Below are 23,328 nucleotides of genomic sequence, written 5' to 3' on the forward strand. Positions count from 1 at the left end.
GGTTACCCTACCTGAACGGACAACATACTCAACGTAGACATCTCGATGCCCTCTACCGGCACCGTTACCGGCTCATTTGCCTGACGCGAGCCGAGGATATAGAGCAACGGCAGATAATGCTCCGGCGTAGGATTGGCAAGCGCCGCGCCGTCATGCCCCATAAAATTCACCAGCGGATGCGCCCCGGCCTCGCCCTGCCACTCCAGGTGATCACGTACGTAGCGTTCAAATGCGCTTGCCCACGGCAACGGTTCAGCACTTTCCTCCCAGCGCGCCATGCGCAGGTTGTGCACCACATTGCCGCTGGCGACCAGCATCACGCCGCGATCGCGCAGCGCCGCCAGCTGCTGTCCCATCTGGAAATGCCAGACCGCTGGCCGGGTGCCGTCAATGCTCAGCTGCACCACCGGAATATCCGCTTCGGGATACATCTTTATCAGCACGCCCCACGAGCCGTGATCCAGCCCCCAGGCGGTATCCAGATGAACATTGACCGGTGCCAGCCGTTCGGCGATCTCCCGCGCTAAAGCGGGCGATCCGGGCGCCGGATAGCGGGTATCGAACAGCGCCTGCGGGAAGCCGCCAAAATCGTGGATGGTGCGCGGATTTTCCATCACGGTGACCGCCACGCCACGCGTATACCAGTGCGCCGAGATCGCCAGGATAGCTTTTGGCTTCGGCAAGGCAGCGCCCAGCTGTCGCCAGATCCGGGTATAGCGGTTTTCTTCCAGCACGTTCATCGGGCTGCCGTGTCCCAGGAAAAGCGCAGGCATACGGGTATGGCTCATATCATCCTCAATGGTTGCATCGGTTTCGTTGGGCACAGATTACGCCCTTCAAAGACGGGATGCAGGCGGATAAGCATGACGATCATATTCAATAATTTTGATCTTTATTCAGACAAAACTTTACGCAATACCCCCTCGCTTTTTGTCAGAATTTCAATAGTCTTAATACGAATGATTATCATATGGAGTATGCCATGTCGGTTCCTTTACTTCTGACTATTCTGGCCGGCGCTGCGACCTTTGTCGGCGCGTTTTTAGGCGTGATAGGCCAGAGGCCCTCTAACCGCATGCTGGCGTTTGCCCTGGGGTTCGCCGCGGGCATTATGTTGTTAATTTCTCTAATGGAGATGCTTCCCGCCGCGCTGCACACCGAAGGGATGTCTCCACTGCTGGGCTACAGCATGTTTTTACTGGGCCTGCTCGGCTACTTCGCGCTTGATCGCCTGTTGCCTCACCAGCACCCGCAGGATTTGATGACGGCAGCGCAAAAGCCGCGCAGCCTGCGACGCACGGCTATACTGCTGACGCTGGGGATTAGCCTGCATAACTTTCCTGAAGGCGTCGCCACCTTTGTCACCGCCAGTAGCGATCTGGAGCTGGGGCTGGGCATCGCGCTAGCGGTGGCGATTCATAATATCCCTGAAGGACTGGCGGTAGCGGGCCCGATGTATGCCGCGACCGGCTCGAAGGCGCGCGCGCTTTTCTGGGCCTGTATTTCCGGCATGGCGGAGATTCTGGGCGGTCTGTTGGCGTTTTTGGTGCTTGGGCCAGTTCTCTCGCCGGTCGTCATTGCGGCGATTATGGCTGCGGTGGCCGGCATTATGGTGGCCTTGTCCGTGGACGAACTGATGCCGCTGGCGCGTGAGATAGATCCGCACAATAACCCCAGCTATGGCGTGCTGTGCGGCATGACGGTGATGGGTTTTAGCCTCACTTTGCTACAAAGCAGCGGCATCGGCTAATGCTATTAATCTGAAAATAATCACGCAGAGGACTATAAATCAACAGGATAGTTGCTATTCGCGATTTTTCAGGACCTGTCTGGTATGCTTGTTCCCCGCCGCTTCGTACACTTCCGTCACCCCTGGACAATGACGGAAACATTATGCTGGCTCAAGGTGCCCTTCTGTGTCTGGCTCTGAATATTTACCATGAAGCGCGTGGAGAACCGTTAAAGGGACAAATCGCGGTCGCATCGGTAACCATGAACCGGGCAAACTGGGACATCACAAAAATTTGCCCGGTAGTTTACGCGCCAAAACAGTTTTCATGGACGCATCTGACGAAAAGCGCTTTCAGCTACCCGCCTGATGCTGACAAAGGCTGGCAACGGGCACAACAGATAGCTCACCAGATTATCAACGGCGAGCTTTCTGATGTGACTAACGGCGCAACCTATTATCATAATCAAACCGTTACGCCTGCCTGGCGCAACGAGTTCGCCCGCACCGCCACCATTGGCAACCACATTTTCTATGCAAAAAGATAAAACAGGGCCGGGTGCAGGCTGCTTATCAAACAGCAATAAAAAAAGCCGGGATTATCCGGCTTTTTTATCGCGCTCAGGCAGCAGGAGGCGTTAGCTCGCCTGACGGGTTTCATGGCTGCGACGCCATGAGATCAGATCTTCAATGGTGACCAGCGGCATGTTGTGCTGTTTAGCAAACACGATCGCTTCCGGCGCGCAGGCCATAGTGCCGTCATCATTGGTCAGTTCGCACAGTACGCCCGCCGGCTTAAATCCTGCCAGCGTCACCAAATCGATGGTCGCTTCAGTATGGCCGCCGCGCGTCAGCACGCCGCCTTCACGCGCCCGTAACGGGAATACGTGACCTGGGCGATTCAGATCGCTGGGTTTGGCATTGTCAGCAATGGCGGTACGAATCGTGGTAAGACGATCTTTAGCCGATACGCCGGTAGTGACGCCGCGCGCCGCCTCAATCGTAACGGTAAAGCCGGTGCCGAACGAACTGGTGTTATTCTCCACCATCATCGGCAGATCCAGCTCCTGACGGCGCTGTTCGGTAATACAGAGACAAACGATGCCGCTGCCATGGCGGATAGTCAGTGCCATCTGTTCGACGGTCATGGTTTCAGCAGCGAAAATCATGTCAGCTTCGTTTTCACGATTTTCATCGTCCAGCACCATAACACCGCGGCCTTCGCGTAATGCGGCGATGGCGCGTTCCACACGCTGTTCCGGCGTGCCAAATTCAGAAAGTAGCGTCTGATTCATGGTAAATAAACCTTATCAATATTGTGGTTACCAGAATCAGGGCGTGCTTGAGGAGTGCATAAAAATAACGCGAGGCGAGCCTGTGGCTCGACAAGAATCGTTATCCTCTCCCATCCGGACTTTAACCGTCGGCCCCGGAATCACACCGGATCTGCTGACCTTCCGATCGGGAGACCGGAAGCGCTCGCGGGCTTTCAGCTGATGCTGATTTACCGCCGGTGGGGAATTTCGCCCCGCCCTGAGAATAAGCGAATTTACTATAGCGCCAAACGGCAGGTGCGGCAACGCTCAATAGCAGCATATGCTTATCCGTTTTCCGCAACTGCCATTTTAGGTTTATCCTTTTCCTGACAGGCATTACACTTAAGTTATCTTTGTTGCGACCAGGAAACCGCCATGATTGACCCGAAAAAAATTGAACAACTCGCTCGTCAGGTGCATGACGCTATGCCGCGCGGACTCCGTGAATTTGGCGATGATGTTGAGAAGAAAATTCGTCAGGTCCTGCAGGCGCAGCTGACGCGCATGGATTTGGTAAACCGCGAAGAGTTTGATGTGCAGACGCAGGTACTGTTGCGCACCCGTGAAAAGCTGGCCGTGCTGGAACAGCGTCTGGCTGCGCTGGAAGGTCAGAGCGGAACCGCAACGTCAACGCCATCAACGCCAGCCTCTGCAACCGCGGCGGTGGCCCCGGCGCCCGGCATTACGCCTGCCGCGCCTCAGAATGCGACCGCTACGCCTTTAACGCCTGCGTCCCAGGGCGCGTCAGCTTCTGCGCCGCCGACATCGCCAGCAGCCCCCACCTCAACGGACGGCGTTAAAACGGTCGATCCGCAGTAACAATCCGTTGAGGCTTCGGCGGTAATCAATCGCACCGGCAGGCTGAGTATTATCTCCTGAGCCTGCCGGCGTGTTTTCCAGCGACGGATTTTACGAACGAATACGCTTGATGATATTGGTTGTGGAAATGCCGTCTTCAAAGTTCAGCACGCGCACTTCGCCGCCGTTAGCCCACACTTCCTCGCTTCCGGCGATCTGTTCCGGCTTATAATCGCCGCCTTTCACCAGCAGATCCGGCAAAATGCTGGCGATCAACCGCTGCGGCGTATCCTCTTCAAACGAAACCACCCAGTCGACCGACTCCAGCGCGCCTAAAACAATCATGCGGTTTTCCAGCGGGTTAACCGGACGGCTGTCGCCCTTCAGACGTTTGGTAGAGGCATCGCTGTTGACCGCCACGATCAGACGATCGCCCAACTTACGCGCGTTGGATAAGTAGGAGACGTGACCGGCGTGCAGAATGTCGAAAACGCCGTTGGTCATCACCACTTTTTCGCCGCGCTGACGCGCCAGCGCTACCGCCTCTTTCAGCTGCGCTTCGGTCATAATGCCGAAACCGCTTTCGGGACGCGCATGAATGGCGTTTTCCAGCTCCACGGGCGATACGGTAGAAGTGCCCAGCTTGCCGACCACCACGCCTGCCGCGGCGTTCGCCAGGAAACAGGCGGCTTCCAGATCGTCGCCCGCCGCCAGCGATGCGGCCAGCACGCCGATAACGGTGTCGCCGGCGCCGGTCACATCATATACTTCCTGCGCCTGCGTCGGTAAATGCAGCGGCGCTTTGCCTGGCTGCAACAGCGTCATGCCGTTTTCCGAACGCGTTACCAGCAGCGCGGAGAGTTCATAATGAGCCACCAGCTGCATACCGCGCTCAACGATCTGCGCCTCATCCTTACATTTGCCGACCACCGCTTCAAACTCGGAAAGGTTAGGCGTCAGCAGCGTTGCGCCGCGGTAGCGTTCAAAATCGGTGCCTTTCGGGTCCACCAGCACCGGCACATTTGCCGCCCGCGCCAGCTGAATCATCTGCTGAACGCTGGCTAATGCGCCTTTGGCGTAGTCGGACAACACCAACGCGCCCGTGTGCGGCAGGGCGGCGGCAATGCGCTGATGCAGCGGCTCAGGATCGATGTCTTCGAAGCCCTCTTCAAAATCAAGCCGAATCAGCTGCTGGTTACGGGAAAGAATACGCAGTTTGGTAATGGTAGGATGCGTCGACAGCGCAACGAAATCGCACTTCACGTTCACGTTTTGCAGGCTGACGCCCAGCGCACGCGCAGCATCATCGACGCCCGTCAGACCAACAAGGCGTGACGACGCGCCTAACGCCGCGATGTTCATCGCCACGTTGGCTGCCCCGCCCGGCCGCTCTTCCACGTTGTCTACTTTGACCACCGGCACCGGCGCTTCAGGTGAAATACGGCTGGTGGGGCCATACCAGTAGCGATCCAGCATCACATCGCCGACGACCAGCACTTCTGCACGGTTAAATTCGGGCAGTGTCACTTTCATTACAGAGACTCCAGACTGCAGTAAAAATATTGCGCGCGATAATAGCACAGCTGCGTCAAAACGCCGCGCCGCGCATAAAGGTTCCGTCAGGCCCCGGCCGGAGTGGTTTGCAGCCAGCGCCGCCAGCTCTCCTGAACGATCTGACGCTCATGCATAAACGCCCCCGGCGCGACGTGTCCCGCTTGCTCCTGCAACGCCAGATGGTGCAGCTCATCGCGCAGCGTAACGTACGCCTGCGTTAGCGCATCCGCCTCCTGCGGCGTGATTTTGTTATGCCGCGCCAGCAGCGCCAGAATGCGCACATTATCAGACCAGCCCGTCAGTCCCGGCTCCTGAGCCGCGTAGCGCAGCACCAGATATTGCGTAATAAACTCAATATCGGTAATCCCGCCTTCGTCAGCTTTGATGTCCCAGCGCCCTTTATGCTTATGGCTCAGGTGCGCATACATTTTTTCGCGCATCTCACGCACTTCGGTTTGCAGCGTCGCCGCCTCGCGCGGCAGGCAAAGGATCTGACGACGAATCGCCTCAAAGCGCTGGCTCAGCGCCGGTTCGCCATACACGATGCGCGCCCGCACCAGCGCCTGATGTTCCCAGGTCCAGGCGTCCTGACGCTGATACTCTTCAAACGCCTCCAGCGTGCTTACCAGCATCCCGGCAGAGCCGGAAGGCCGCAGGCGTGCGTCCACCTCATACAGGATGCCGGATGAGGTGCGGGTGCTGAACAGATGCATGACGCGCTGCGCCAGGCGAAGATAAAACTGACGGCCGTCGATAACGCGTTCGCCGTCAGTGACGGCATCCGCTGGGCAATTATGCAGAAACACCAGGTCGAGATCGGAGCTGTAGCCTAACTCCCAGCCGCCGAGTTTACCATAGCCGACGACGGCGAAGCCGCGTTCATCCTGCTGCAAATGCGAAGGCCGCCCGTAGCGTTGCACCATCATATTCCAGGCTTGCTGCACCACTGCCTGAATCATCGCCTCGGCCAGCCACGTCAGGTGGTCGCTGACTTTCATCACCGGCAGCGTGCCCGCGATATCCGCCGCGGCGATGCGCAACTGCTGTACCTGCTTAAACTGACGCAGCGCCTCCAGCTGCTGCTCCTCATCCTCTTCGGGAATCCGCAACAGATACTGCCGCAGCTCGTCCCGATAGGCGTCGGTCGCGGTGGGCTGATAGAGCGTGGCGGGATCCAGCAGCTCATCCAGCAGCAGCGGATAACGCGCCAGCTGGCTGGCGATCATCGGCGAGGCCGCGACCAGGCGGATAAGCTGCTTCAGCGCGCCGGGGGACTCAGTTAACAGTTCGAGGTAGGTGGTACGCGTCACAACGCCAAGCAGCAGCGGGATCAAACGGCGCAGGGTGCTGTCCGCATCAACGCGCGCGCAGGCTTCATTCAGCAAACGCGGCATCAGCTGATCGAGCGCCAGCCTGCCGCGCGGCCCAATGGTGCGCTTATCAACGTCCTGCCGGAACTCCGTCAGCGTGCGGAACACGCTTTTCCTTTCGCCGTCGTCGAGATGCGTCAGCAGGCTATCCAGCTCGCTTTGCTCCAGCTTGTCATGCCAAAGCTCGCTCATCTCCTGATTTTCGCTCTCCTCTGCGCCGTCCGGCGCATCTTCACCGATCAGCTCGTTGAAGATCAGCCGCACCTGCGCCATCTGCTGCTCCAGCGCCTGATGCAGCGCATCCCAGTTTGCAAAGCCCATCGCCCAGGCAAGGCGCGCCTGATTCAACGCGTCAGCCGGCAGCGTCTGCGTTTGCTCATCCCCGATGCTTTGCAACAGGTTTTCCAGCCGTCGTAAAAAGAGATAGGCTTCACGCAGCGCGTTAACCTGCAGCTGCGTCAGCAGATGCAGCGCCTCAATGGCGGAAAGCGTCGGCAGCAGCGCGCGCTGCTGTAGCGTACGCTCGCGTCCGCCGCGAATCAGCTGAAATACCTGAACGATAAATTCACATTCACGAATGCCGCCAGCGCCGAGTTTAATATTGTCCTTAAGTCCGCGCCGCCGCACTTCACGCGCAATCATACCTTTCATATTGCGCAATGACTGGATGACGCTAAAATCGATATAGCGGCGGTAGATAAAGGGGCGCAACATCTGTTGCAGCTCCTGGCTCCAGCGGTCATCGCTGTTGCCCATCAGACGCGCTTTAACCATGGCGTAGCGCTCCCAGTCGCGCCCCTGCTCCTGGTAGTAATCCTCCAGCGCCGCAAAGCTGAGAACCAGCGGCCCGCTGTCGCCAAACGGCCGCAGACGCATATCGACGCGATAGACGAAGCCGTCCGCCGTCGGCTGATCGAGAACCTTAATCAGGCGCTGTCCGAGCCGGGTAAAGAACTGCGCATTATCCAGTTCGCGTCGACCGCCGCGGGTCGCGCCGTTTTCCGGCCAGACGAAGATCAGATCGATATCAGAAGAGAAGTTCAGCTCGCCGCCGCCCAGCTTGCCCATGCCAAGGATCAGCAGCGGCTGCGGCTCTCCCGCCGCATTGCAGGGGGTGCCGAACTCGACGCAGCAAGCCTGCCACAGCCAGTCGCGCGCCGCGACAATCAGCGCCTCGGCCAGCGCGCTCAGCTGCTGCAACGACGCTTCGGTGCTGCTTGCGCCGGTGGTCTGCATCCAGGCGATGCGCACCATCATCCGGCGTCGAAACAGACGCAGCTCCCGCATCAGCGCCGCTTCATCACTTACCGGTTGGAGCTGCGCGTTCAGCCAGTCGGCGTAATGACGCCATTCATCGGGCTGCGGCGGTAGCTCTGTGAGCTGCCGCCACCATTCCGGGTGCTGTAACAGACTGTCGGCGACAAAATCGCTGAAAGCCAGCACCGCCTGTTGTTGAATGCTGAGCGACGTCAGCGGGCGTTCCAGCCGCTGCGCCGCTTTTTCTGCCTGCTGCTGCAACGACGCTGGCAGCGGTCCGGTAAATGTTGGCAGCATAACCTCTCCCTGAAAGGCAATCAGACGTTGCCGTTAAGCCAGAAAGCTGGCTGCCGCAGCGCCTGGCGGCACAGCGGATCCAGCTCGTTATAGCGGTTAGCGTGAATGGCCTGCGCCAACTGTTGCCAGCTTTGCAGCCAGCGTTCTACATCCTGCGACGGATAGGCGCCCGCCAACAGATGCACCGCCAGCAGCTGGTGCGTCAGCCGCACCGCCTTATCCTGATATTCATTGTACTGACGGATGGTGCCGAAGGTTTCTTTCAGATCGGCGGCGACGCGCCCCAGCATAATATCGGCGAAGCGTTTGAAAGAACCCTGCATTCGGTCAGCGTTTTTGCCGACGACAAAAGGACGCCAGCCCGCGCTAATCAGCCAGCTGGAAAGGCTGAGCTGCGCATCAAGCCACGGTGAGCTGTAGCAGAAAGCCTGCGCGTCGAGCCGCTCTTTTTCCAGCGCCTCTGCCAGGCTGGTCAACTTTTGGCGCAGCTGGCTGCTCGCCTTGCGCGGCACCAGCGCGCCGAACAGCGAAAACGTCTGCCGTACGGTTTCCAGCGCTTCCAGAACCGCTTGCTGCGCGCCGGGTTCGCCACGCAGCCACAGCTCCTCATGATACTGCCAGTGCTGCAACGCCAGGCTCAGCGCCGCCTGCATGCCCTCTTCCACCGTCGCTTTCGGTTTGGCCTGCAAAACCGGCAACGGACGCACCGGCTGCTGCGGTTTGCCCTGCGACAGCCAGTAGCCGCGCGCCGCCTTGCTCAGGCTGCCGAGACGCAGACCGTCCATTTTCGCCAGTTCAGCCGCCAGCGCCAGCACATCCGCCAGCTTGCCGCGCTTCAACTCCAGCTCGATTTCATGCAGCGGCTCGCGCAAATCGTTCGCTTCGACCTCGCCCCGATCCAGCGCGACCTCGACTTCGCTTTCGCCATAGGTGACCAGCCACCTTTCGCGGCTGAAATGGCTGGTGAACAGCGGCGCCAGCCGCTGCTGCAACGCAGCCGTGTCGCAGCCTTCGGGCCACACGTCCGCTGGCAGACGGGCGATATCCAGTTCAGGCCTGGCGATATCGACATTGTATTCGGGGCGCTGATGCAGGCCGCCCGTCGTCTGTCCGGCCGTCTTCAGGGTCATCTCATACTTCTCCCCGACGCCGCGGATGCGCAGCCCCATATCCCAGCGGCGCAACTGGTTATCCGCCGTTTCATAATAGATGTTGGTCAGCGCGATGGGCGCGCTGTATTGATGCGGCCAGGCGGCCAGCTGGTCGCCAAGCTGTTCCGCCGCCTGCGGCGTGGCAATGAACTTTAATTCGATTTCGATGGTCATAATTTCTTATTCAATCTTTCACTGGCGCAGATTTCAGGATTAAGCCGAAGAGTAATGCAGATAACCTGCTGCTGTCTCTGCTTTATTATGCTTTCGCGAGCGTTGCCGCATCAGTTTGAGACCAGGATAGTTCTCATTCAGATTTTTGCGCGGCCTATCCAGACTGTGCCCTAAAATTTTTCCGAAACACATGAAAAAACGATATCGAATGAAAAAATCACACCTTATTGCCCTGACTTTGCTGACTTTCAGCGTGACTGTTCCCGCCCAGGCCGAAGAGAAACGTTATATTTCCGATGAATTATCCACCTGGGTACGCAGCGGCCCCGGCGATCAGTATCGTCTGGTCGGCAAGCTGAACGCCGGCGAGCAGGTGACGCTGCTGCAAACCAACAATGAGAGCCAGTATGGCCAAATCCGCGATGCGGAAGGCAAAACCAACTGGATTCCGCTGGCTCAGCTGAGCGCCGAGCCGAGCCTTCGCACCCGCGTGCCGCAGCTGGAGCAGCAGGTTAAAGATCTGACCGATAAGCTGGCCAATATCGACAGCAGCTGGAATCAGCGCACCGCCGATATGCAGAAAAAGGTCGCGGCCAGCGACAGCGTTATCAATGGCCTGAAAGATGAAAACCAGCAGCTGAGAAACCAGCTGATTGTAGCGCAGAAAAAGGTGAACGCCGCCAATGTGCAGCTGGATGACAAACAGCGCGCCATCATCATGCAATGGTTTATGTATGGCGGCGGCGTGGCGGGCGTGGGCCTGCTGCTGGGTCTGCTGCTTCCGCATATGATTCCGCGCCGCAAAAAGAATAATCGCTGGATGAACTAACCCGCCACGCGTTTTTCATGCGTACCGCGACGGCAACAGGGCTGTGATTGACCGCCCTGCTGCTGTCGTTTCCGTAATTCTGCTATTGTTGTGCCAGAATAACGATTCAGGACACGCTTTTTACCGGTGCGGCAAGCTGGCGCCGGCACGCCTGACGATTGATTTAATGAACTCTGGAGAAGACCCGTAGTGAAAACATACCTTGTCGGTGGCGCGGTACGCGATGGTCTGCTTAAGCTGCCGGTCAAAGACAAAGACTGGGTAGTGGTAGGCGCCACGCCTGACATGATGCTGGAGCAGGGCTATCAGCAGGTAGGACGCGATTTCCCGGTGTTTCTTCACCCTGAAAGCCGTGAAGAGTACGCGCTGGCGCGCACGGAGCGCAAATCGGGCAGCGGCTATACCGGCTTTGTCACCTGGTCTACGCCGGACGTGACGCTTGAGCAGGATCTGCAACGCCGCGATCTCACCATCAACGCCATTGCGCAGGATGAAGAAGGCCGCTACATCGATCCATATCAAGGCCGTCAGGACCTGGAAAAGCGGCTGCTACGTCATGTCTCGGACGCCTTTATCGAAGATCCGCTGCGCGTGCTGCGCGTGGCGCGTTTCGCCGCCCGCTATGCTCACCTGAGCTTCCGCATCGCCGATGAGACCATGGCGCTGATGCGCGAGATGGCGGCAGGAGGCGAACTGGCCCACCTGACCGCCGAACGCGTCTGGAAAGAGACGGAAAATGCGCTGCGCGCGCGTAATCCGCAGGTCTATTTTCAGGTACTGCGCGACTGCGGCGCGCTGGCGGTGCTGTTTCCAGAGATCGATAACCTGTTCGGCGTTCCCGCGCCGGCGAAATGGCATCCCGAAATCGATACTGGCGTGCATACGTTGATGACCGTCGCGATTGCGGCACAGCTGACGCCGGAGACCGATGTACGTTTCGCCACGCTTTGCCATGATGTCGGCAAAGCATTGACGCCGCCGGAGAAGTGGCCCAGCCATCCCGGACATGGACCGGCCGGCGTCCCGCTGGTGGAAAATATCTGCCAGCGTCTGCGCGTGCCGAACACCATTCGCGATCTCGCGGTGCTGGTGGCGGAGTTTCATGATGTGGTGCATACCATTGAAAATCAGCCCGCCGAGCGCCTGATCGCGCTGTTCGATCGCATTGATGCCTGGCGCAAACCGCAGCGCGTTGAACAGCTGGCGCAAACCAGCGAAGCGGACGCCCGCGGACGCGCCGGATGGGAGAGCAACCCATATCCTCAGGGCGCATACGTGCGTGAAGCGTTCCGTATTGCGCAGGCGGTGCCGACAAAAGCGGTTATCGAAGCTGGCTTTAAAGGCGCGCAGGTGCGCGAGGAGCTGAGCCGCCGCCGCTGCGATGCGGTGAAAAGCTGGCGTTCGGCGTTAAACGCGTGACGGCGACATCGGCTACTGCGGCATAAAGAGAAGTTGACCGCATAAAAAAGGAGGCGCATGCGCCTCCTTTTTTCGTTCTGCTTCAGGGTTACATAAAGACCATGTAAACCGCGGCCGCCACGATAAAGCGGTAGATGGCAAACGGCACAAATGAGATGCGCTTAATGATATGCAGGAAAAGTTTGATCGCCAGCAGCGCAACGATAAACGCGGTGACAAAGCCCACGGCGAACATCGGAAAATCCGCCATCGTCAGGAAGCCGCGACTCTTGTAGAGATCGAGTACGGTAGCGCCCATCATCATCGGCACAGCGAGAATAAACGAAAATTCAGACGCCGCATAACGGCTTACGCCCATCAGCATGCCGCCGGAGATGGTGGCGCCAGAACGGGAGAAGCCAGGCCAAAGCGCCAGACACTGAAAGCAGCCGATCATAAACGCCTGCAGATAAGTGATATCGTCAATCCCCGGCGCTTTCGGCTGCTTCGGCTTCAGGAACTCGGCGGCCAGCAGCAGCACGCCGCCGACAATCAACGCATACATCACGTTGATAGGGTTAAACAGCGACTTGATTTGATCGTGCAGCAGTAAGCCAATCACCACCGCCGGCACCATGCCCAGCAGGATATGGATCAGCGTAAGATGTCCGGTACCTACCCCTTCATGCTTCACTTCGCCGAAGTGGATACCGATCAGGCCAAACAGGCGCCGCCAGAACATCACGACCACGGCGAGAATGGAACCGAGCTGGATAACTACTTCAAATGTTTCCGCTTTATCGCCGTCAAAACCCAGCAGATGTCCAACAATGATCATATGACCGGTGGATGAGACAGGAAGAAACTCCGTCAGTCCCTCAACAATGCCAAGGATTGCAGCCACCCAAAGCTGATGAATATCTGCCATCAAATATCCTCTACCCTAATGTTTAAACCATTAAAAAGGCGGACGTCCGAAACGTAACCGCCAGAAAAGATGCTAACTCAGCGTCAAGCCTGCTTTATGACAGCCATAATGTGGTTCGGTTTCATTGTGATAGCAATCACATTGGATCTATTTCAGAATTGTTCCTGCTAGCGCTGACGGGTGCCGCGCTCAATAATAACGCCCACCTGCGCCGCCTGCGCGACCGCGCCTGGCTTGCTCACTTTGATGCGCACCCAGGGCGAGGCGAAACGCGTCAGCAGCAGCGTGGCGACCTCTTCGGCCACGCGCTCCACCAGCGCGAAACGCCCCTGACCGACATGGTCGATAATCGCGCTGGCGACGTCAGCGTAGCTCAGGCAGTCGTTAACATCGTCGCTGACCGCCGCCCGGCGGTTATCCCAGGCCATTTCGACATCGAAAACCAGCTTTTGCTGGATAGTTTGTTCCCAGTCGTAAACGCCAATAGTGGTGATCACCGACAGCTGTTCTATAAATACGATATCCATGATGGCAGTCTCTGTTTTTACGTTAACCGGATACCACTCCCGGCGAATTATGCGTATTATCCACAGATGATGAGAATAAAACGACCCTTACAAAACGGAACGGTGTTATGAGTGCTATCGCGCTTGGTATGATCATTTTCGCGTATCTGTGCGGATCTATTTCCAGCGCTATTCTGGTTTGCCGACTGGCAGGCCTACCCGATCCAAGGCATAACGGCTCAGGAAACCCCGGCGCGACCAATGTATTACGCATTGGCGGCAAAGGCGCGGCGGCGGCAGTACTGGTGTTTGATGTGTTGAAAGGCATGTTGCCCGTCTGGCTGGCGTATGCATTGGGCGTTTCACCGGTTTACCTTGGCCTGACCGCCATCGCCGCCTGTCTGGGACATATCTACCCGGTTTTCTTTCGCTTTCGCGGCGGCAAAGGCGTGGCGACCGCCTTTGGCGCCATCGCGCCTATCGGCTGGGACCTGACCGGCCTGATGACCGGCACCTGGCTACTGACGGTGCTGTTGAGCGGCTATTCCTCGCTGGGCGCCATCGTCAGCGCGCTGATCGCCCCCTTCTACGTCTGGTGGTTCAAGCCGCAGTTCACCTTTCCGGTCGCGATGCTCTCCTGCCTGATTCTGCTGCGCCATCACGATAATATTCAGCGTCTGTGGCGCGGTCAGGAAAGCAAAATCTGGAAAAAGAAGCGTAAGTAATCCGCATCGTTTTCCCGTCTCGCCTTTCCGTTTTCACACGGTGCGATCCTGACGTTTCCGGCGCGTCTGCTGTTCTCCTTAATCTTTTCGCCGATCGGCTCAATCACGCGCCGCCAGTTATTCTGGCGCGGAATCTTTTAATTAACTGAAAATCCAGCCCCGCTTTTGCTCCGGTTGTTACATTTAATCCGCTGGCCATTTTCGGCGGCTTATGTCGTCAATGAGGGCACCCTTTTCATCTGAGCCAACCTTTAGCGAGCGTAAGCGGCGAAGAATAAAAACGCCCTGACGCCGCCGAAAATTGTCGGCGTCCCACCGATGGTTTGCACCTGAATCTTTATCAGGCAGCAGGCACACCTTTCATCTCGGGATAAATATCCACCGGAAGAAAAGAAGAGGTTAATAATGAGAGAGCTAACACAAAGTGAATTCCATGAAGTAGCCGGTAGCGGCTTTATCGCGACTGTTTCCGGCAACGTAGCAGGTTTTATCGGCAATTCGCTTTATACGATGATACCGGAAATGGGGATTAAACTGCCGATTATCGGCACCATCGATATAAAAGATTATTTCCCTGATTTAGGCCAGCAGCTGGGCGAGGCCGTAGGATGGCAGATCGGATCATGGTTAGAAGGCGGTATTAGCAATATCCCGCTGATCGGGGGCTTGCTGAATAAACTGCTGGGCAATTAATTCCGTTCTCTGTGTAAACGATGCTGTCCCCCTCAGAAAAACAGCATCGTTTTTTAGCGATACGCCTTTTTACGCTATCGCCGGCAGCTCAGCCAAAGGCCAACGCGGACGAACGGTAACGCCAAGCTCGCCGCGCGTGCCGCCCTTCAGGCGCACCATGCCAGCGTAAGCGATCATCGCGCCGTTGTCGGTACAGAATTCAGGACGGGCGTAAAAAACTTCCCCACCGCGTGCCTGCATCATCTCCGCCAGCTTCGCGCGCAGCGTGCGGTTGGCGCTGACGCCGCCCGCCATCACCAGACGTTTGAAACCGGTCTGCTCCAGGGCACGCTTACATTTTATCGCCAGCGTATCGACTACGGCATCTTCGAAAGCGCGAGCGATATCCGCATGGGTTTGCGCATCGTCGCTGTTCTCACGAATGGTGTTGGCCGCGAACGTTTTAAGACCAGAGAAGCTGAAATCGAGCCCTGGTCGGTCGGTCATCGGGCGCGGGAAGGTAAAACGCCCCGGCGTGCCCTGCTGCGCCATACGGGAAAGCATCGGTCCGCCGGGATAGTCGAGTCCCAGCAGCTTGGCGGTTTTATCGAACGCTTCGCCGGCGGCGTCGTCGATGGACTCGCCCAGCAGCGTATATTCGCCAATGCCGGTCACGCCGATCAGCTGCGTATGGCCGCCGGAGACCAGCAGCGCAACGAACGGAAACTGCGGCGGATTATCTTCCAGCATCGGCGCCAGCAGATGCCCTTCCATATGATGTACCGGCACGGCGGGAACCTGCCAGGCGAACGCCAGCGAACGGCCGATGGTTGCGCCAACCAGCAGCGCGCCGACCAGCCCAGGGCCTGCGGTATAGGCGACCGCGTCGATATCCTTGCCTTCCAGACCCGCCTCCTGCAATGCGGCCTGAATTAGCGGCACGGTTTTACGCACGTGATCGCGTGAAGCCAGTTCCGGCACCACCCCGCCATAATCGGCATGGACTTTCACCTGACTATAGAGTTGATTAGCGAGCAAACCGGCCTCATCGTCATAAATGGCAATGCCGGTTTCATCGCAGGATGTTTCAATACCCAGAACGCGCATGGTTGCTTTACCTCTCTGTTGCGGCGCGCAGTGTACCACAGCGCCTGATGGCGCTGGCGCGATTTTGTGAGGTTCCTGCCTGCTTTATGAGCAAAAAACGAAAAAATATTGAACGCCCCGTTGCGCTTTACGCTATACTCCTTCGCCTGCAAAAATCCGGCAGCCGCCAGAGCGCTCTGTTGGTTTGCATAGCTCAATGTTGCTTTACAACGCAGACGCTATTGTTGTAAAATTCCGCACCATTTTGAAATGAGCTGACGCTGACGTCAGCAAAAGACCGAATTTATCGAGGTGAGAGTTACATGCCGGTAATTAAAGTACGTGAAAACGAGCCGTTCGACGTAGCACTGCGTCGCTTCAAGCGTTCCTGCGAAAAAGCAGGCGTTCTGGCTGAAGTTCGTCGTCGTGAGTTTTATGAAAAACCGACTACCGAACGTAAGCGCGCTAAAGCGTCTGCTGTTAAGCGTCACGCCAAGAAACTGGCTCGCGAAAACGCACGCCGCACTCGTCTGTACTAATTTCTTTCGGAAGCCTTGCGCTTCCATCGCGTGTTAAACGCAGACAGAGTCAAGTTAGAGGCCGTGCTTTCCGGAAGGAAGCGCGGCTTATTTTCGTTTATGAGCGAAGAAAACGGGGCTTATGGCCGGACGAATTCCACGCGTATTTATCAGTGACTTACTTGCCCGCACGGACATTGTGGATCTTATTGATGCCCGCGTTAAGCTGAAAAAACAGGGTAAGAATTTTCACGCGTGCTGTCCTTTCCATAACGAAAAAACCCTTCTTTCACCGTTAACGGTGAGAAACAGTTCTATCACTGTTTCGGCTGCGGCGCTCACGGCAACGCTATCGACTTCCTGATGAATTACGATCGTCTGGAGTTCGTCGAAAGCATTGAAGAGCTGGCCACGCTGCACGGGCTGGAAGTGCCCTATGAAGCCGGCAGCGGTCCCAGCCAGCTGGAACGCCATCAGCGTCAAAGCCTTTATCAGCTTATGACCGGGCTTGCCGATTTCTATCAGCAGGCGCTTACCCAGTCTCAGGCGACCGCGGCGCGCGCCTATCTGAATCAGCGCGGGCTAAGCGATGAAGTGATTGCGCATTTCGCCATCGGCTTCGCGCCGCCCGGCTGGGATAACGCTCTGAAGCGTTTTGGCCGCAACCCTGAAGATCGTCAGTCGCTGATTGAGGCAGGCATGCTGGTGACCAACGATCAGGGCCGGAGTTACGATCGTTTCCGCGATCGCGTCATGTTCCCTATCCGCGACAAGCGTGGCCGGGTTATCGGCTTCGGCGGGCGCGTATTGGGCGACGGCACACCCAAGTACCTGAACTCGCCGGAAACCGATATTTTCCATAAGGGCCGTCAACTCTATGGCCTGTATGAAGCGCAGAAGCAGCATCCTGAACCGGCGAAGCTGCTGGTTGTCGAAGGCTATATGGATGTAGTGGCGCTGGCGCAGTTCGGCATTGATTATGCCGTCGCTTCGCTGGGTACCTCCACGACGGCCGATCATATTCAGCTGCTGTTCCGCAGTACGGACAACGTCATCTGCTGTTACGACGGCGATCGGGCGGGCCGCGAAGCGGCATGGCGTGCTTTAGAGACCGCATTGCCTTACATGAATGACGGTCGTCAACTACGCTTTATGTTTCTGCCCGACGGCGAAGACCCGGATACGCTGATTCGTAAAGAGGGCAAAGCGGCGTTCGAAGCGCGGATGGAGCAGGCGATGCCGCTCTCCAGCTTCCTGTTCGACACGCTGCTGCCGCAGGTCGATCTGAGTACCCGCGACGGCCGCACGCGTCTTAGCACGCTGGCGCTGCCGTTGATTAGCCAGATCCCCGGCGAAACCTTGCGCATTTATCTGCGTCAGGAACTGGGCAATATGCTTGGCATTCTGGATGACAACCAGCTGGAGAAGCTGCTGCCAAAACAGGCCGAAAGCGGCGCCCAGCCGGCCGCGCCGCAGCTGAAGCGCACCACTATGCGCATTCTGGTGGGCCTGCTGGTGCAAAACCCGCATCTGGCGACCATGGTGCCGTCGTTGCAGGGCCTGGAACAGCTGAATATGCCAGGATTGCCGCTTTTTATGGAACTGGTGCAGAGTTGTAACGCAAACCCTGGCCTGACCACTGGCCAGCTACTAGAGTTATATCGCGGCACAAATTTTAGCCAGCACCTTGAAACGCTCGCAACATGGAACCACATGATTGTTGATGACGAAGTAGAGGCGATGTTTCAGGATTCTCTGGCGAAAATGTACGACTCTGCGCTGGAGCAGCGTCTGGAAGCGCTGATCGCGCGCTCCAGAACGCACGGCCTCAGCCCTGAAGAGCGCGAAGAAGTGCGCTCATTAAGCCAGGCGCTGGCAAAGAAATAGATTCGCGATCGCGTTGGTATCAAGAGACATTACCAGCGCTTACGGCACGGCGTCCCCTGATATAAACAGAATAGGGGGAGCAACGCGCAGGCCGGAACGCAAACGGATAAGCATGACAGTCTCACAGCAAACTTTAGCGGCTTAAGTGCCGATATATACTCAGGCAGACCCTGAAAGCCGCCACGAGGGCAGCGGCAATAATCCAAACGCCTTCAACTGTTATTGTTGGCCCTTATGGCTGACCCGACACCAATCAAATTAACAGAAGTGTGGATACCGTCTTATGGAGCAAAACCCGCAGTCACAGCTTAAGCTGCTTGTCACCCGTGGTAAGGAGCAAGGCTATCTGACCTATGCCGAGGTCAACGACCATCTGCCGGAAGATATCGTCGACTCCGATCAGATCGAAGACATCATCCAGATGATCAACGACATGGGTATTCAGGTGGTGGAAGAAGCGCCTGATGCCGATGATCTGATGCTGAACGAAAACAGCGCTGACACGGACGAAGATGCGGCTGAAGCGGCAGCTCAGGTGTTATCCAGCGTAGAATCTGAAATTGGACGCACAACCGATCCTGTCCGCATGTACATGCGTGAGATGGGCACCGTCGAACTGCTGACGCGCGAAGGCGAAATCGACATCGCCAAGCGTATCGAAGACGGCATTAACCAGGTGCAGTGTTCCGTCGCCGAGTACCCGGAAGCGATCACTTATCTGCTGGAGCAGTACGATCGCGTTGAGGCAGGCGAGTCACGCCTGTCAGATCTGATTACCGGCTTCGTCGATCCTAACGCCGAAGAAGATCTGGCGCCGACTGCTACCCACGTTGGCTCTGAACTGTCAGAAGAAGAGCGCGCCGATGAAGATGACGAAGATGAAGACGACGACAGCGACAGCAGCGATGACGACAACAGCATCGATCCTGAACTGGCGCGTGAAAAATTCATCGAGCTGCGCGATCAGTATGAAGCGACGCGCCTGACGATCAAGGCGAAAGGCCGCAGTCACGCCGACGCGATTGAAGAGATCCAGAAACTGTCGGAAGTGTTTAAGCAGTTCCGTCTGGTGCCGAAGCAGTTTGACTATCTGGTCAACAACATGCGTGAAATGATGGAGCGCGTACGTACGCAAGAGCGCATCATCATGAAACTGTGTGTCGAACTGTGCAAGATGCCGAAGAAAAACTTCATTACCCTGTTTACCGGTAATGAGACCAGCCCAACCTGGTTCCAGGCGGCGCTGGCGATGAACAAACCCTGGTCTGAAAAACTGCGCGACGTGGAAGAAGATGTGCAGCGCAGCATGCAGAAACTGATGCAGATCGAGGAAGAGACCGGCCTGACGATTGAACAGGTAAAAGATATCAACCGTCGTATGTCGATCGGCGAGGCGAAAGCGCGTCGTGCGAAGAAAGAGATGGTGGAAGCGAACCTGCGTCTGGTGATTTCAATCGCCAAGAAATACACCAACCGCGGCCTGCAATTCCTGGATCTGATTCAGGAAGGCAACATCGGCCTGATGAAGGCGGTAGATAAGTTCGAATACCGTCGCGGCTACAAGTTCTCCACCTATGCGACCTGGTGGATTCGTCAGGCGATTACCCGCTCTATCGCGGATCAGGCGCGCACCATCCGTATTCCGGTGCATATGATTGAGACGATCAACAAACTCAACCGTATTTCGCGTCAGATGCTGCAGGAGATGGGCCGCGAACCGACGCCGGAAGAGTTGGCCGAGCGTATGCTGATGCCGGAAGATAAAATCCGCAAGGTGCTGAAAATCGCTAAAGAGCCGATCTCCATGGAGACGCCGATTGGTGATGATGAAGATTCGCATCTTGGCGATTTTATCGAAGACACCACGCTGGAGCTGCCGCTGGATTCCGCCACCTCTGAGAGCCTGCGTTCCGCCACGCATGACGTGCTGGCTGGCCTGACGGCCCGTGAAGCGAAGGTGCTGCGTATGCGTTTCGGTATCGATATGAACACCGACCACACGCTGGAAGAAGTAGGCAAACAGTTTGACGTTACCCGCGAGCGTATTCGTCAGATCGAGGCGAAGGCGCTGCGTAAGCTGCGTCATCCAAGCCGTTCAGAAGTGCTGCGCAGCTTCCTGGACGACTAAGCGCATCGATAGCGTAAAAAGGCTTCCTCCGGGAAGCCTTTTTTATTGGCTAACGTCCGCGCAGCGTCAGCGCGCTTTCCAGTTCTTTATAGGCTTCCGTCAGCTTTTCCTGCGTGGCGCGGTTCAGGCCGCTGGGATTGGGCAACACCCAGACTTCCGTTTCGCCGATGGTGGCAGCCTGCCTGCCCCACTCCACTTTGCTCTGACGAAACGCCTTTTTGTAGGCATCCTTACCTAACACCGCCAGCGCCGCTGGCTGGTAATGCAGCATTTTTTCTATCAATGACTTGCCGCCTTCGCGCAGCTCATCCGTCGACAGCTCGCTGGCCTCTTTTGTTGGTCGATCCACCAGCCTGGTGATACCGCAGCGGGTATCCAGCAGGTGCAACTCCTCTTCCGGTTTGAGCTGGCGCTCGGTAAAGCCGGCCAGCCAGAGCGTTTTCCAGAAGCGGTTTCCTGAATAAGCGAAGTGGTGACCGGTATGGGCGGAAGACTTGCCCGGATTGATGCCGCAAAAAACCACCCGCAGGCCGGGCGCGATAATATCTTTGATCTCATGATCACTCATCCCTGCTCTCCTGTTGTACGTCAGCCTGGCATAATGCTTAATAGTTTAGCAACCGATCGCCTGACGCAGGCATCGGCTTTTGCGACACGTCCCGTTGCGCTGTCGACACTCAAAGAAATGAAGGCTTTTCAAGCAATTGAACTGCTGCAAAAATCGCCAACCGATAAGCGATAGCTGGATTGCCCAGGCGAGTTACTTTATAATCACGCCCCACAGGCCCCTTAGCTCAGTGGTTAGAGCAGGCGACTCATAATCGCTTGGTCGCTGGTTCAAGTCCAGCAGGGGCCACCAGATTTTAGCTGCTAAATCAGCTACTTATAGCCACTCTTCGGAGTGGCTTTTTTGTTTTCCGATTTCAAGTGGCGATGAAATGGCGATGGATTTTCAGCAGTTGCCCCCTGCAAGCATAAAAAAACCCGCTTTCGCGGGCTTTTCTGTAGGTCATAATTTTTCAGTGAAGCAATGACGGTTGGCTTTCATTATGCGTAAACACAGTAACTTTATTAACCACACCTGGAGCAACAATCACGCCTGCTACGGATTCATGCGTCTTAAACGTACAGCTGCAATTAATGTTCTGGCACTGGTGATAACGTTCTTTCGTCTCGCGCGATATGTAGCGGCTGCTTTTAGCGTGAGCAGAGGTCTGGCAAAGCGGACAATGCATCATTAAAGTGATCTCCCTGTAATGTCCTGCTTTAATACAGCATGATTCCAAAAAGAGCAACAAAATTCACTTATTGTGAATAATCTTTTTCTGAATCTACGTCGTATTCCACATCAGACAGCAGCACCTCAAAATCCAGCGTGGTGGTGTAGCCGCTCCCGTTCAGACTGTGCGTGACCTTGCTGATAAGCCACGGCTGTGCATCGATCACCGATTTAAAGCCGCTCACCCTGACCGGCGTCTCCGGGAACACATCCGCCCGGCCCGTTGCCAGCGTCAGCGAAAACTCGGCAACGCCGCGTTGCAGCTTCTCCCACTTGGCTTTCGCTGCACTCATCGCGGCCTTTTGAGTGGCGTAGACCGTGGTCAGCGTAAAAACATTATCCTCACTGCCCGCCAGATACTCCCCCTTGCGCGCCTCCGGCTCCTTGGCGGTCGCGGCTTTCGTTTTCTCCGCAGCCGGATGCTCCGGCGTGTGCGGCTTCTCTTCTTTGGGTTTGCGCTTCAGCTTTACCTTTTTCGGCTTCGGGTCTTTGGTGTGCAGCCAGCTGGCGACCACGCCGGTATAGGCACCGCGATCGGCAATGCTGAAGCTGTGCCGGTCGCCGTCCTGGCGGGTCAGGGTCAGCTGCGGGATCGGTTTGCCGCTGACGGTAACCCCGGCACCGGGCCGGATAAACAGCAGACGTCCTGCCTTGATGGCCGCCACCGCGCCATGCAGCGAGGCCAGCCGCGTCAGAAATTTGGCGTCTGTCTCCTGCGTCTGGTCGATATGGCGCACCGCAACGCCTGTGAATTCAGCCGCCACAGCAGGGGCCAGCTTGTTGCGTCCGGCTATCTCTTTCAGCACAGCGCCCAGGGTGGTGTCATGCCAGGATGTTTCACGGCGTGAGTTCAGCGTGCCGCGAAAGTCGGCGCTGCGGGCGCGAATGGTCAGCGTGTCCGGTGCGCCGTGATGCTCCACTTCATCAACGGTAAACTCACCCTTGTCCGTCAGCGGCTGCCCCTGCCAGCCGAGAAACAGTTTCACCACCGCACCGCGTACCGGCAGCGCCAGCTGGCCGTCGGCGTCGTCCAGCTCAATATCCAGCTGGTCAGCCTCAAAGCCCCGGTTATCGGTAAGCGTCAGCGACAGCAACCGGTCGCGCAGGTTCGCGGTCACGTCCTTTGCGTTTACCGTCAGCCTGAAATCAGGGGAAAGGCGTGCGCCTGCCTGTACCGGCAGGCTGCTGATAACCGTCACGATAACAGCCCTCCGGCTGAAGAAATCACGCTGCCCGCCGCTGACTTAATGCTGGCCGCGACCGATGAAAGCTGCCCCGGCAGGTTTCCCGCGCCGCTTATCAGCCCGTCAGCCTGTTTTTTCAGATCGCCGAACATCGCCGTTAAGGACTCATCAACGCGCAACAGGCTCAGGGTAAAGGTAATTTTTCGGGCGCTGCCGTCGCTGTAAAACTCGCTGTGCGTGGCGGCAACGCTTTCCGTCACGTACATGCCGTAAATTTTACCGTTACCGCCTATCAGCGGCCACGCCCGGCCCTCGTCGGCCATCGCTTTCAGCGTCAGCAGCGACACCGCACCGCCGGTGATTTCCGGGCGCAGCTCGCCGCTCAGCGTGATTTTTTCATCGCCCGGCCCGATAAACTGTGCCGAGGCACGCCGCCCGACGCGGCTGTTTGTCGGCCAGCGATAATCAGTGCTGTGTTGCAGTTCGTCATAGGGCAGCGTCTGGCGCATGAACGGCAGCATGCCGTAAATCATCATCATGGT

At 57.1% G+C, this 23,328-nt stretch carries 21 protein-coding genes, 1 tRNA gene, 1 pseudogene and 1 riboswitch; of the genes and pseudogenes, 11 read left to right on the forward strand and 12 right to left on the reverse strand.

Annotation, left to right across the window (positions count from 1 at the left end; genetic code table 11):
- Positions 1-2: 2 nt before the first annotated feature.
- Positions 3-788 carry a 4,5-DOPA-extradiol-dioxygenase gene (gene ygiD / locus C2E16_RS17805; RefSeq protein WP_038629873.1) on the reverse strand — a complete coding sequence of 262 codons (786 nt, stop codon included), beginning with the start codon at positions 786-788 and terminating at the stop codon, positions 3-5.
- Between the two features lie 194 nt (positions 789-982).
- Between ygiD and zupT the strand changes: the two genes are divergently transcribed.
- Positions 983-1,750 carry a zinc transporter ZupT gene (gene zupT, locus C2E16_RS17810; protein WP_038624091.1) on the forward strand — a complete coding sequence of 256 codons (768 nt, stop codon included), beginning with the start codon at positions 983-985 and terminating at the stop codon, positions 1,748-1,750.
- A gap of 143 nt (positions 1,751-1,893) precedes the next feature.
- Complete coding sequence (locus C2E16_RS17815) at positions 1,894-2,277, forward strand: cell wall hydrolase (RefSeq protein WP_038624089.1); 384 nt, start codon at positions 1,894-1,896, stop codon at positions 2,275-2,277.
- Between the two features lie 90 nt (positions 2,278-2,367).
- On the opposite strand, the gene ribB is transcribed toward C2E16_RS17815, so the two are convergent.
- A complete protein-coding gene (ribB, locus tag C2E16_RS17820) occupies positions 2,368-3,024 on the reverse strand; it encodes a 3,4-dihydroxy-2-butanone-4-phosphate synthase (protein WP_038624087.1) in 657 nt (218 codons plus the stop codon).
- A gap of 98 nt (positions 3,025-3,122) precedes the next feature.
- A riboswitch (FMN riboswitch) is annotated at positions 3,123-3,274 on the reverse strand.
- A gap of 146 nt (positions 3,275-3,420) precedes the next feature.
- Here ribB and ubiK point away from each other — a divergent pair.
- The gene (gene ubiK / locus C2E16_RS21230; protein WP_052133849.1) at positions 3,421-3,864 is read left to right on the forward strand and encodes a ubiquinone biosynthesis accessory factor UbiK; all 444 of its coding nucleotides are present in this window, start codon (positions 3,421-3,423) and stop codon (positions 3,862-3,864) included.
- 90 nt (positions 3,865-3,954) lie between these two features.
- Here ubiK and hldE read toward each other — a convergent pair whose 3' ends face one another.
- From hldE to C2E16_RS17840, 3 genes are all read right to left on the reverse strand, one after another.
- Entirely contained in the window at positions 3,955-5,376 is a 1,422-nt protein-coding gene (gene hldE / locus C2E16_RS17830; RefSeq protein WP_038624085.1) for a bifunctional D-glycero-beta-D-manno-heptose-7-phosphate kinase/D-glycero-beta-D-manno-heptose 1-phosphate adenylyltransferase HldE, read from the reverse strand.
- Positions 5,377-5,462: 86 nt separating this feature from the next.
- The gene (glnE, locus tag C2E16_RS17835; RefSeq protein ID WP_038624083.1) at positions 5,463-8,321 is read right to left on the reverse strand and encodes a bifunctional [glutamate--ammonia ligase]-adenylyl-L-tyrosine phosphorylase/[glutamate--ammonia-ligase] adenylyltransferase; all 2,859 of its coding nucleotides are present in this window, start codon (positions 8,319-8,321) and stop codon (positions 5,463-5,465) included.
- A gap of 20 nt (positions 8,322-8,341) precedes the next feature.
- Complete coding sequence (locus C2E16_RS17840; RefSeq protein WP_038624081.1) at positions 8,342-9,646, reverse strand: CYTH domain-containing protein; 1,305 nt, start codon at positions 9,644-9,646, stop codon at positions 8,342-8,344.
- A 208-nt stretch (positions 9,647-9,854) separates the two neighbouring features.
- Between C2E16_RS17840 and C2E16_RS17845 the strand changes: the two genes are divergently transcribed.
- Both C2E16_RS17845 and C2E16_RS17850 read left to right on the forward strand, forming a co-directional pair.
- Positions 9,855-10,475: a TIGR04211 family SH3 domain-containing protein gene (locus C2E16_RS17845; protein ID WP_038624078.1), complete on the forward strand. Its 621-nt coding sequence runs from the start codon at positions 9,855-9,857 to the stop codon at positions 10,473-10,475.
- 189 nt (positions 10,476-10,664) lie between these two features.
- Positions 10,665-11,894, forward strand: a complete 1,230-nt coding sequence (locus C2E16_RS17850; protein WP_038624076.1) for a multifunctional CCA addition/repair protein — start codon at positions 10,665-10,667, stop codon at positions 11,892-11,894.
- A gap of 88 nt (positions 11,895-11,982) precedes the next feature.
- Here the strand turns inward: C2E16_RS17850 and bacA are convergent, their stop codons facing one another.
- Entirely contained in the window at positions 11,983-12,801 is an 819-nt protein-coding gene (gene bacA, locus C2E16_RS17855) for an undecaprenyl-diphosphate phosphatase (RefSeq protein WP_038624073.1), read from the reverse strand.
- Positions 12,802-12,968: 167 nt separating this feature from the next.
- Complete coding sequence (gene folB / locus C2E16_RS17860) at positions 12,969-13,328, reverse strand: bifunctional dihydroneopterin aldolase/7,8-dihydroneopterin epimerase (protein ID WP_038624071.1); 360 nt, start codon at positions 13,326-13,328, stop codon at positions 12,969-12,971.
- A 107-nt stretch (positions 13,329-13,435) separates the two neighbouring features.
- Between folB and plsY the strand changes: the two genes are divergently transcribed.
- Positions 13,436-14,032, forward strand: coding sequence for a glycerol-3-phosphate 1-O-acyltransferase PlsY (gene plsY, locus C2E16_RS17865; RefSeq protein ID WP_038624069.1), 597 nt, complete (start codon positions 13,436-13,438; stop codon positions 14,030-14,032).
- A 405-nt stretch (positions 14,033-14,437) separates the two neighbouring features.
- A complete protein-coding gene (locus C2E16_RS20650) occupies positions 14,438-14,725 on the forward strand; it encodes a hypothetical protein (protein WP_038624067.1) in 288 nt (95 codons plus the stop codon).
- 69 nt (positions 14,726-14,794) lie between these two features.
- Here the strand turns inward: C2E16_RS20650 and tsaD are convergent, their stop codons facing one another.
- Positions 14,795-15,811, reverse strand: a complete 1,017-nt coding sequence (tsaD, locus tag C2E16_RS17870; RefSeq protein WP_038624065.1) for a tRNA (adenosine(37)-N6)-threonylcarbamoyltransferase complex transferase subunit TsaD — start codon at positions 15,809-15,811, stop codon at positions 14,795-14,797.
- A gap of 302 nt (positions 15,812-16,113) precedes the next feature.
- Between tsaD and rpsU the strand changes: the two genes are divergently transcribed.
- From rpsU to rpoD, 3 genes and pseudogenes are all read left to right on the forward strand, one after another.
- On the forward strand, positions 16,114-16,329 hold the full coding sequence (rpsU, locus tag C2E16_RS17875) for a 30S ribosomal protein S21 (RefSeq protein WP_001144069.1): 216 nt from the start codon (positions 16,114-16,116) through the stop codon (positions 16,327-16,329).
- A 121-nt stretch (positions 16,330-16,450) separates the two neighbouring features.
- Positions 16,451-18,195, forward strand: a pseudogene (gene dnaG, locus C2E16_RS17880) (DNA primase).
- A gap of 283 nt (positions 18,196-18,478) precedes the next feature.
- A complete protein-coding gene (rpoD, locus tag C2E16_RS17885) occupies positions 18,479-20,323 on the forward strand; it encodes an RNA polymerase sigma factor RpoD (protein WP_038624060.1) in 1,845 nt (614 codons plus the stop codon).
- A gap of 49 nt (positions 20,324-20,372) precedes the next feature.
- On the opposite strand, the gene mug is transcribed toward rpoD, so the two are convergent.
- A complete protein-coding gene (gene mug / locus C2E16_RS17890) occupies positions 20,373-20,891 on the reverse strand; it encodes a G/U mismatch-specific DNA glycosylase (protein WP_084970213.1) in 519 nt (172 codons plus the stop codon).
- A gap of 215 nt (positions 20,892-21,106) precedes the next feature.
- On the opposite strand from mug, the gene C2E16_RS17895 reads away from it, so the two are divergent.
- Positions 21,107-21,182 (forward strand) — tRNA-Ile (locus C2E16_RS17895).
- 160 nt (positions 21,183-21,342) lie between these two features.
- Here C2E16_RS17895 and C2E16_RS17900 read toward each other — a convergent pair.
- The 3 genes from C2E16_RS17900 to C2E16_RS17910 form a co-directional block, all read right to left on the reverse strand.
- Complete coding sequence (locus C2E16_RS17900; RefSeq protein WP_016066033.1) at positions 21,343-21,561, reverse strand: ogr/Delta-like zinc finger family protein; 219 nt, start codon at positions 21,559-21,561, stop codon at positions 21,343-21,345.
- Positions 21,562-21,628: 67 nt separating this feature from the next.
- Positions 21,629-22,801: a phage late control D family protein gene (locus tag C2E16_RS17905; RefSeq protein WP_103790887.1), complete on the reverse strand. Its 1,173-nt coding sequence runs from the start codon at positions 22,799-22,801 to the stop codon at positions 21,629-21,631.
- On the reverse strand, positions 22,798-23,325 hold the full coding sequence (locus C2E16_RS17910) for a phage tail protein (protein ID WP_016065996.1): 528 nt from the start codon (positions 23,323-23,325) through the stop codon (positions 22,798-22,800). Before C2E16_RS17910 ends, C2E16_RS17905 begins: the two co-directional genes overlap by 4 nt.
- Positions 23,326-23,328 lie beyond the last annotated feature (3 nt).

It is taken from the genome of Mixta calida, from assembly GCF_002953215.1.
Taxonomy (GTDB): Bacteria; Pseudomonadota; Gammaproteobacteria; order Enterobacterales; family Enterobacteriaceae; genus Mixta; species Mixta calida.

Coding starts and splice junctions, on each gene's coding strand:
- C2E16_RS17815 (WP_038624089.1), top strand. CDS start 1,894: ATGCTGGCTCAAGGTGCCCTTCTGTGTCTGGCTCTGAATATTTACCAT.
- C2E16_RS20650 (WP_038624067.1), top strand. CDS start 14,438: ATGAGAGAGCTAACACAAAGTGAATTCCATGAAGTAGCCGGTAGCGGC.
- plsY (WP_038624069.1), top strand. CDS start 13,436: ATGAGTGCTATCGCGCTTGGTATGATCATTTTCGCGTATCTGTGCGGA.
- glnE (WP_038624083.1), bottom strand. CDS start 8,321: ATGCTGCCAACATTTACCGGACCGCTGCCAGCGTCGTTGCAGCAGCAG.
- C2E16_RS17845 (WP_038624078.1), top strand. CDS start 9,855: ATGAAAAAATCACACCTTATTGCCCTGACTTTGCTGACTTTCAGCGTG.
- folB (WP_038624071.1), bottom strand. CDS start 13,328: ATGGATATCGTATTTATAGAACAGCTGTCGGTGATCACCACTATTGGC.
- zupT (WP_038624091.1), top strand. CDS start 983: ATGTCGGTTCCTTTACTTCTGACTATTCTGGCCGGCGCTGCGACCTTT.
- tsaD (WP_038624065.1), bottom strand. CDS start 15,811: ATGCGCGTTCTGGGTATTGAAACATCCTGCGATGAAACCGGCATTGCC.
- ribB (WP_038624087.1), bottom strand. CDS start 3,024: ATGAATCAGACGCTACTTTCTGAATTTGGCACGCCGGAACAGCGTGTG.
- C2E16_RS17900 (WP_016066033.1), bottom strand. CDS start 21,561: ATGATGCATTGTCCGCTTTGCCAGACCTCTGCTCACGCTAAAAGCAGC.
- hldE (WP_038624085.1), bottom strand. CDS start 5,376: ATGAAAGTGACACTGCCCGAATTTAACCGTGCAGAAGTGCTGGTCGTC.
- ygiD (WP_038629873.1), bottom strand. CDS start 788: ATGAGCCATACCCGTATGCCTGCGCTTTTCCTGGGACACGGCAGCCCG.
- C2E16_RS17840 (WP_038624081.1), bottom strand. CDS start 9,646: ATGACCATCGAAATCGAATTAAAGTTCATTGCCACGCCGCAGGCGGCG.
- ubiK (WP_052133849.1), top strand. CDS start 3,421: ATGATTGACCCGAAAAAAATTGAACAACTCGCTCGTCAGGTGCATGAC.
- rpsU (WP_001144069.1), top strand. CDS start 16,114: ATGCCGGTAATTAAAGTACGTGAAAACGAGCCGTTCGACGTAGCACTG.
- C2E16_RS17910 (WP_016065996.1), bottom strand. CDS start 23,325: ATGATGATGATTTACGGCATGCTGCCGTTCATGCGCCAGACGCTGCCC.
- mug (WP_084970213.1), bottom strand. CDS start 20,891: ATGAGTGATCATGAGATCAAAGATATTATCGCGCCCGGCCTGCGGGTG.
- rpoD (WP_038624060.1), top strand. CDS start 18,479: ATGGAGCAAAACCCGCAGTCACAGCTTAAGCTGCTTGTCACCCGTGGT.
- bacA (WP_038624073.1), bottom strand. CDS start 12,801: ATGGCAGATATTCATCAGCTTTGGGTGGCTGCAATCCTTGGCATTGTT.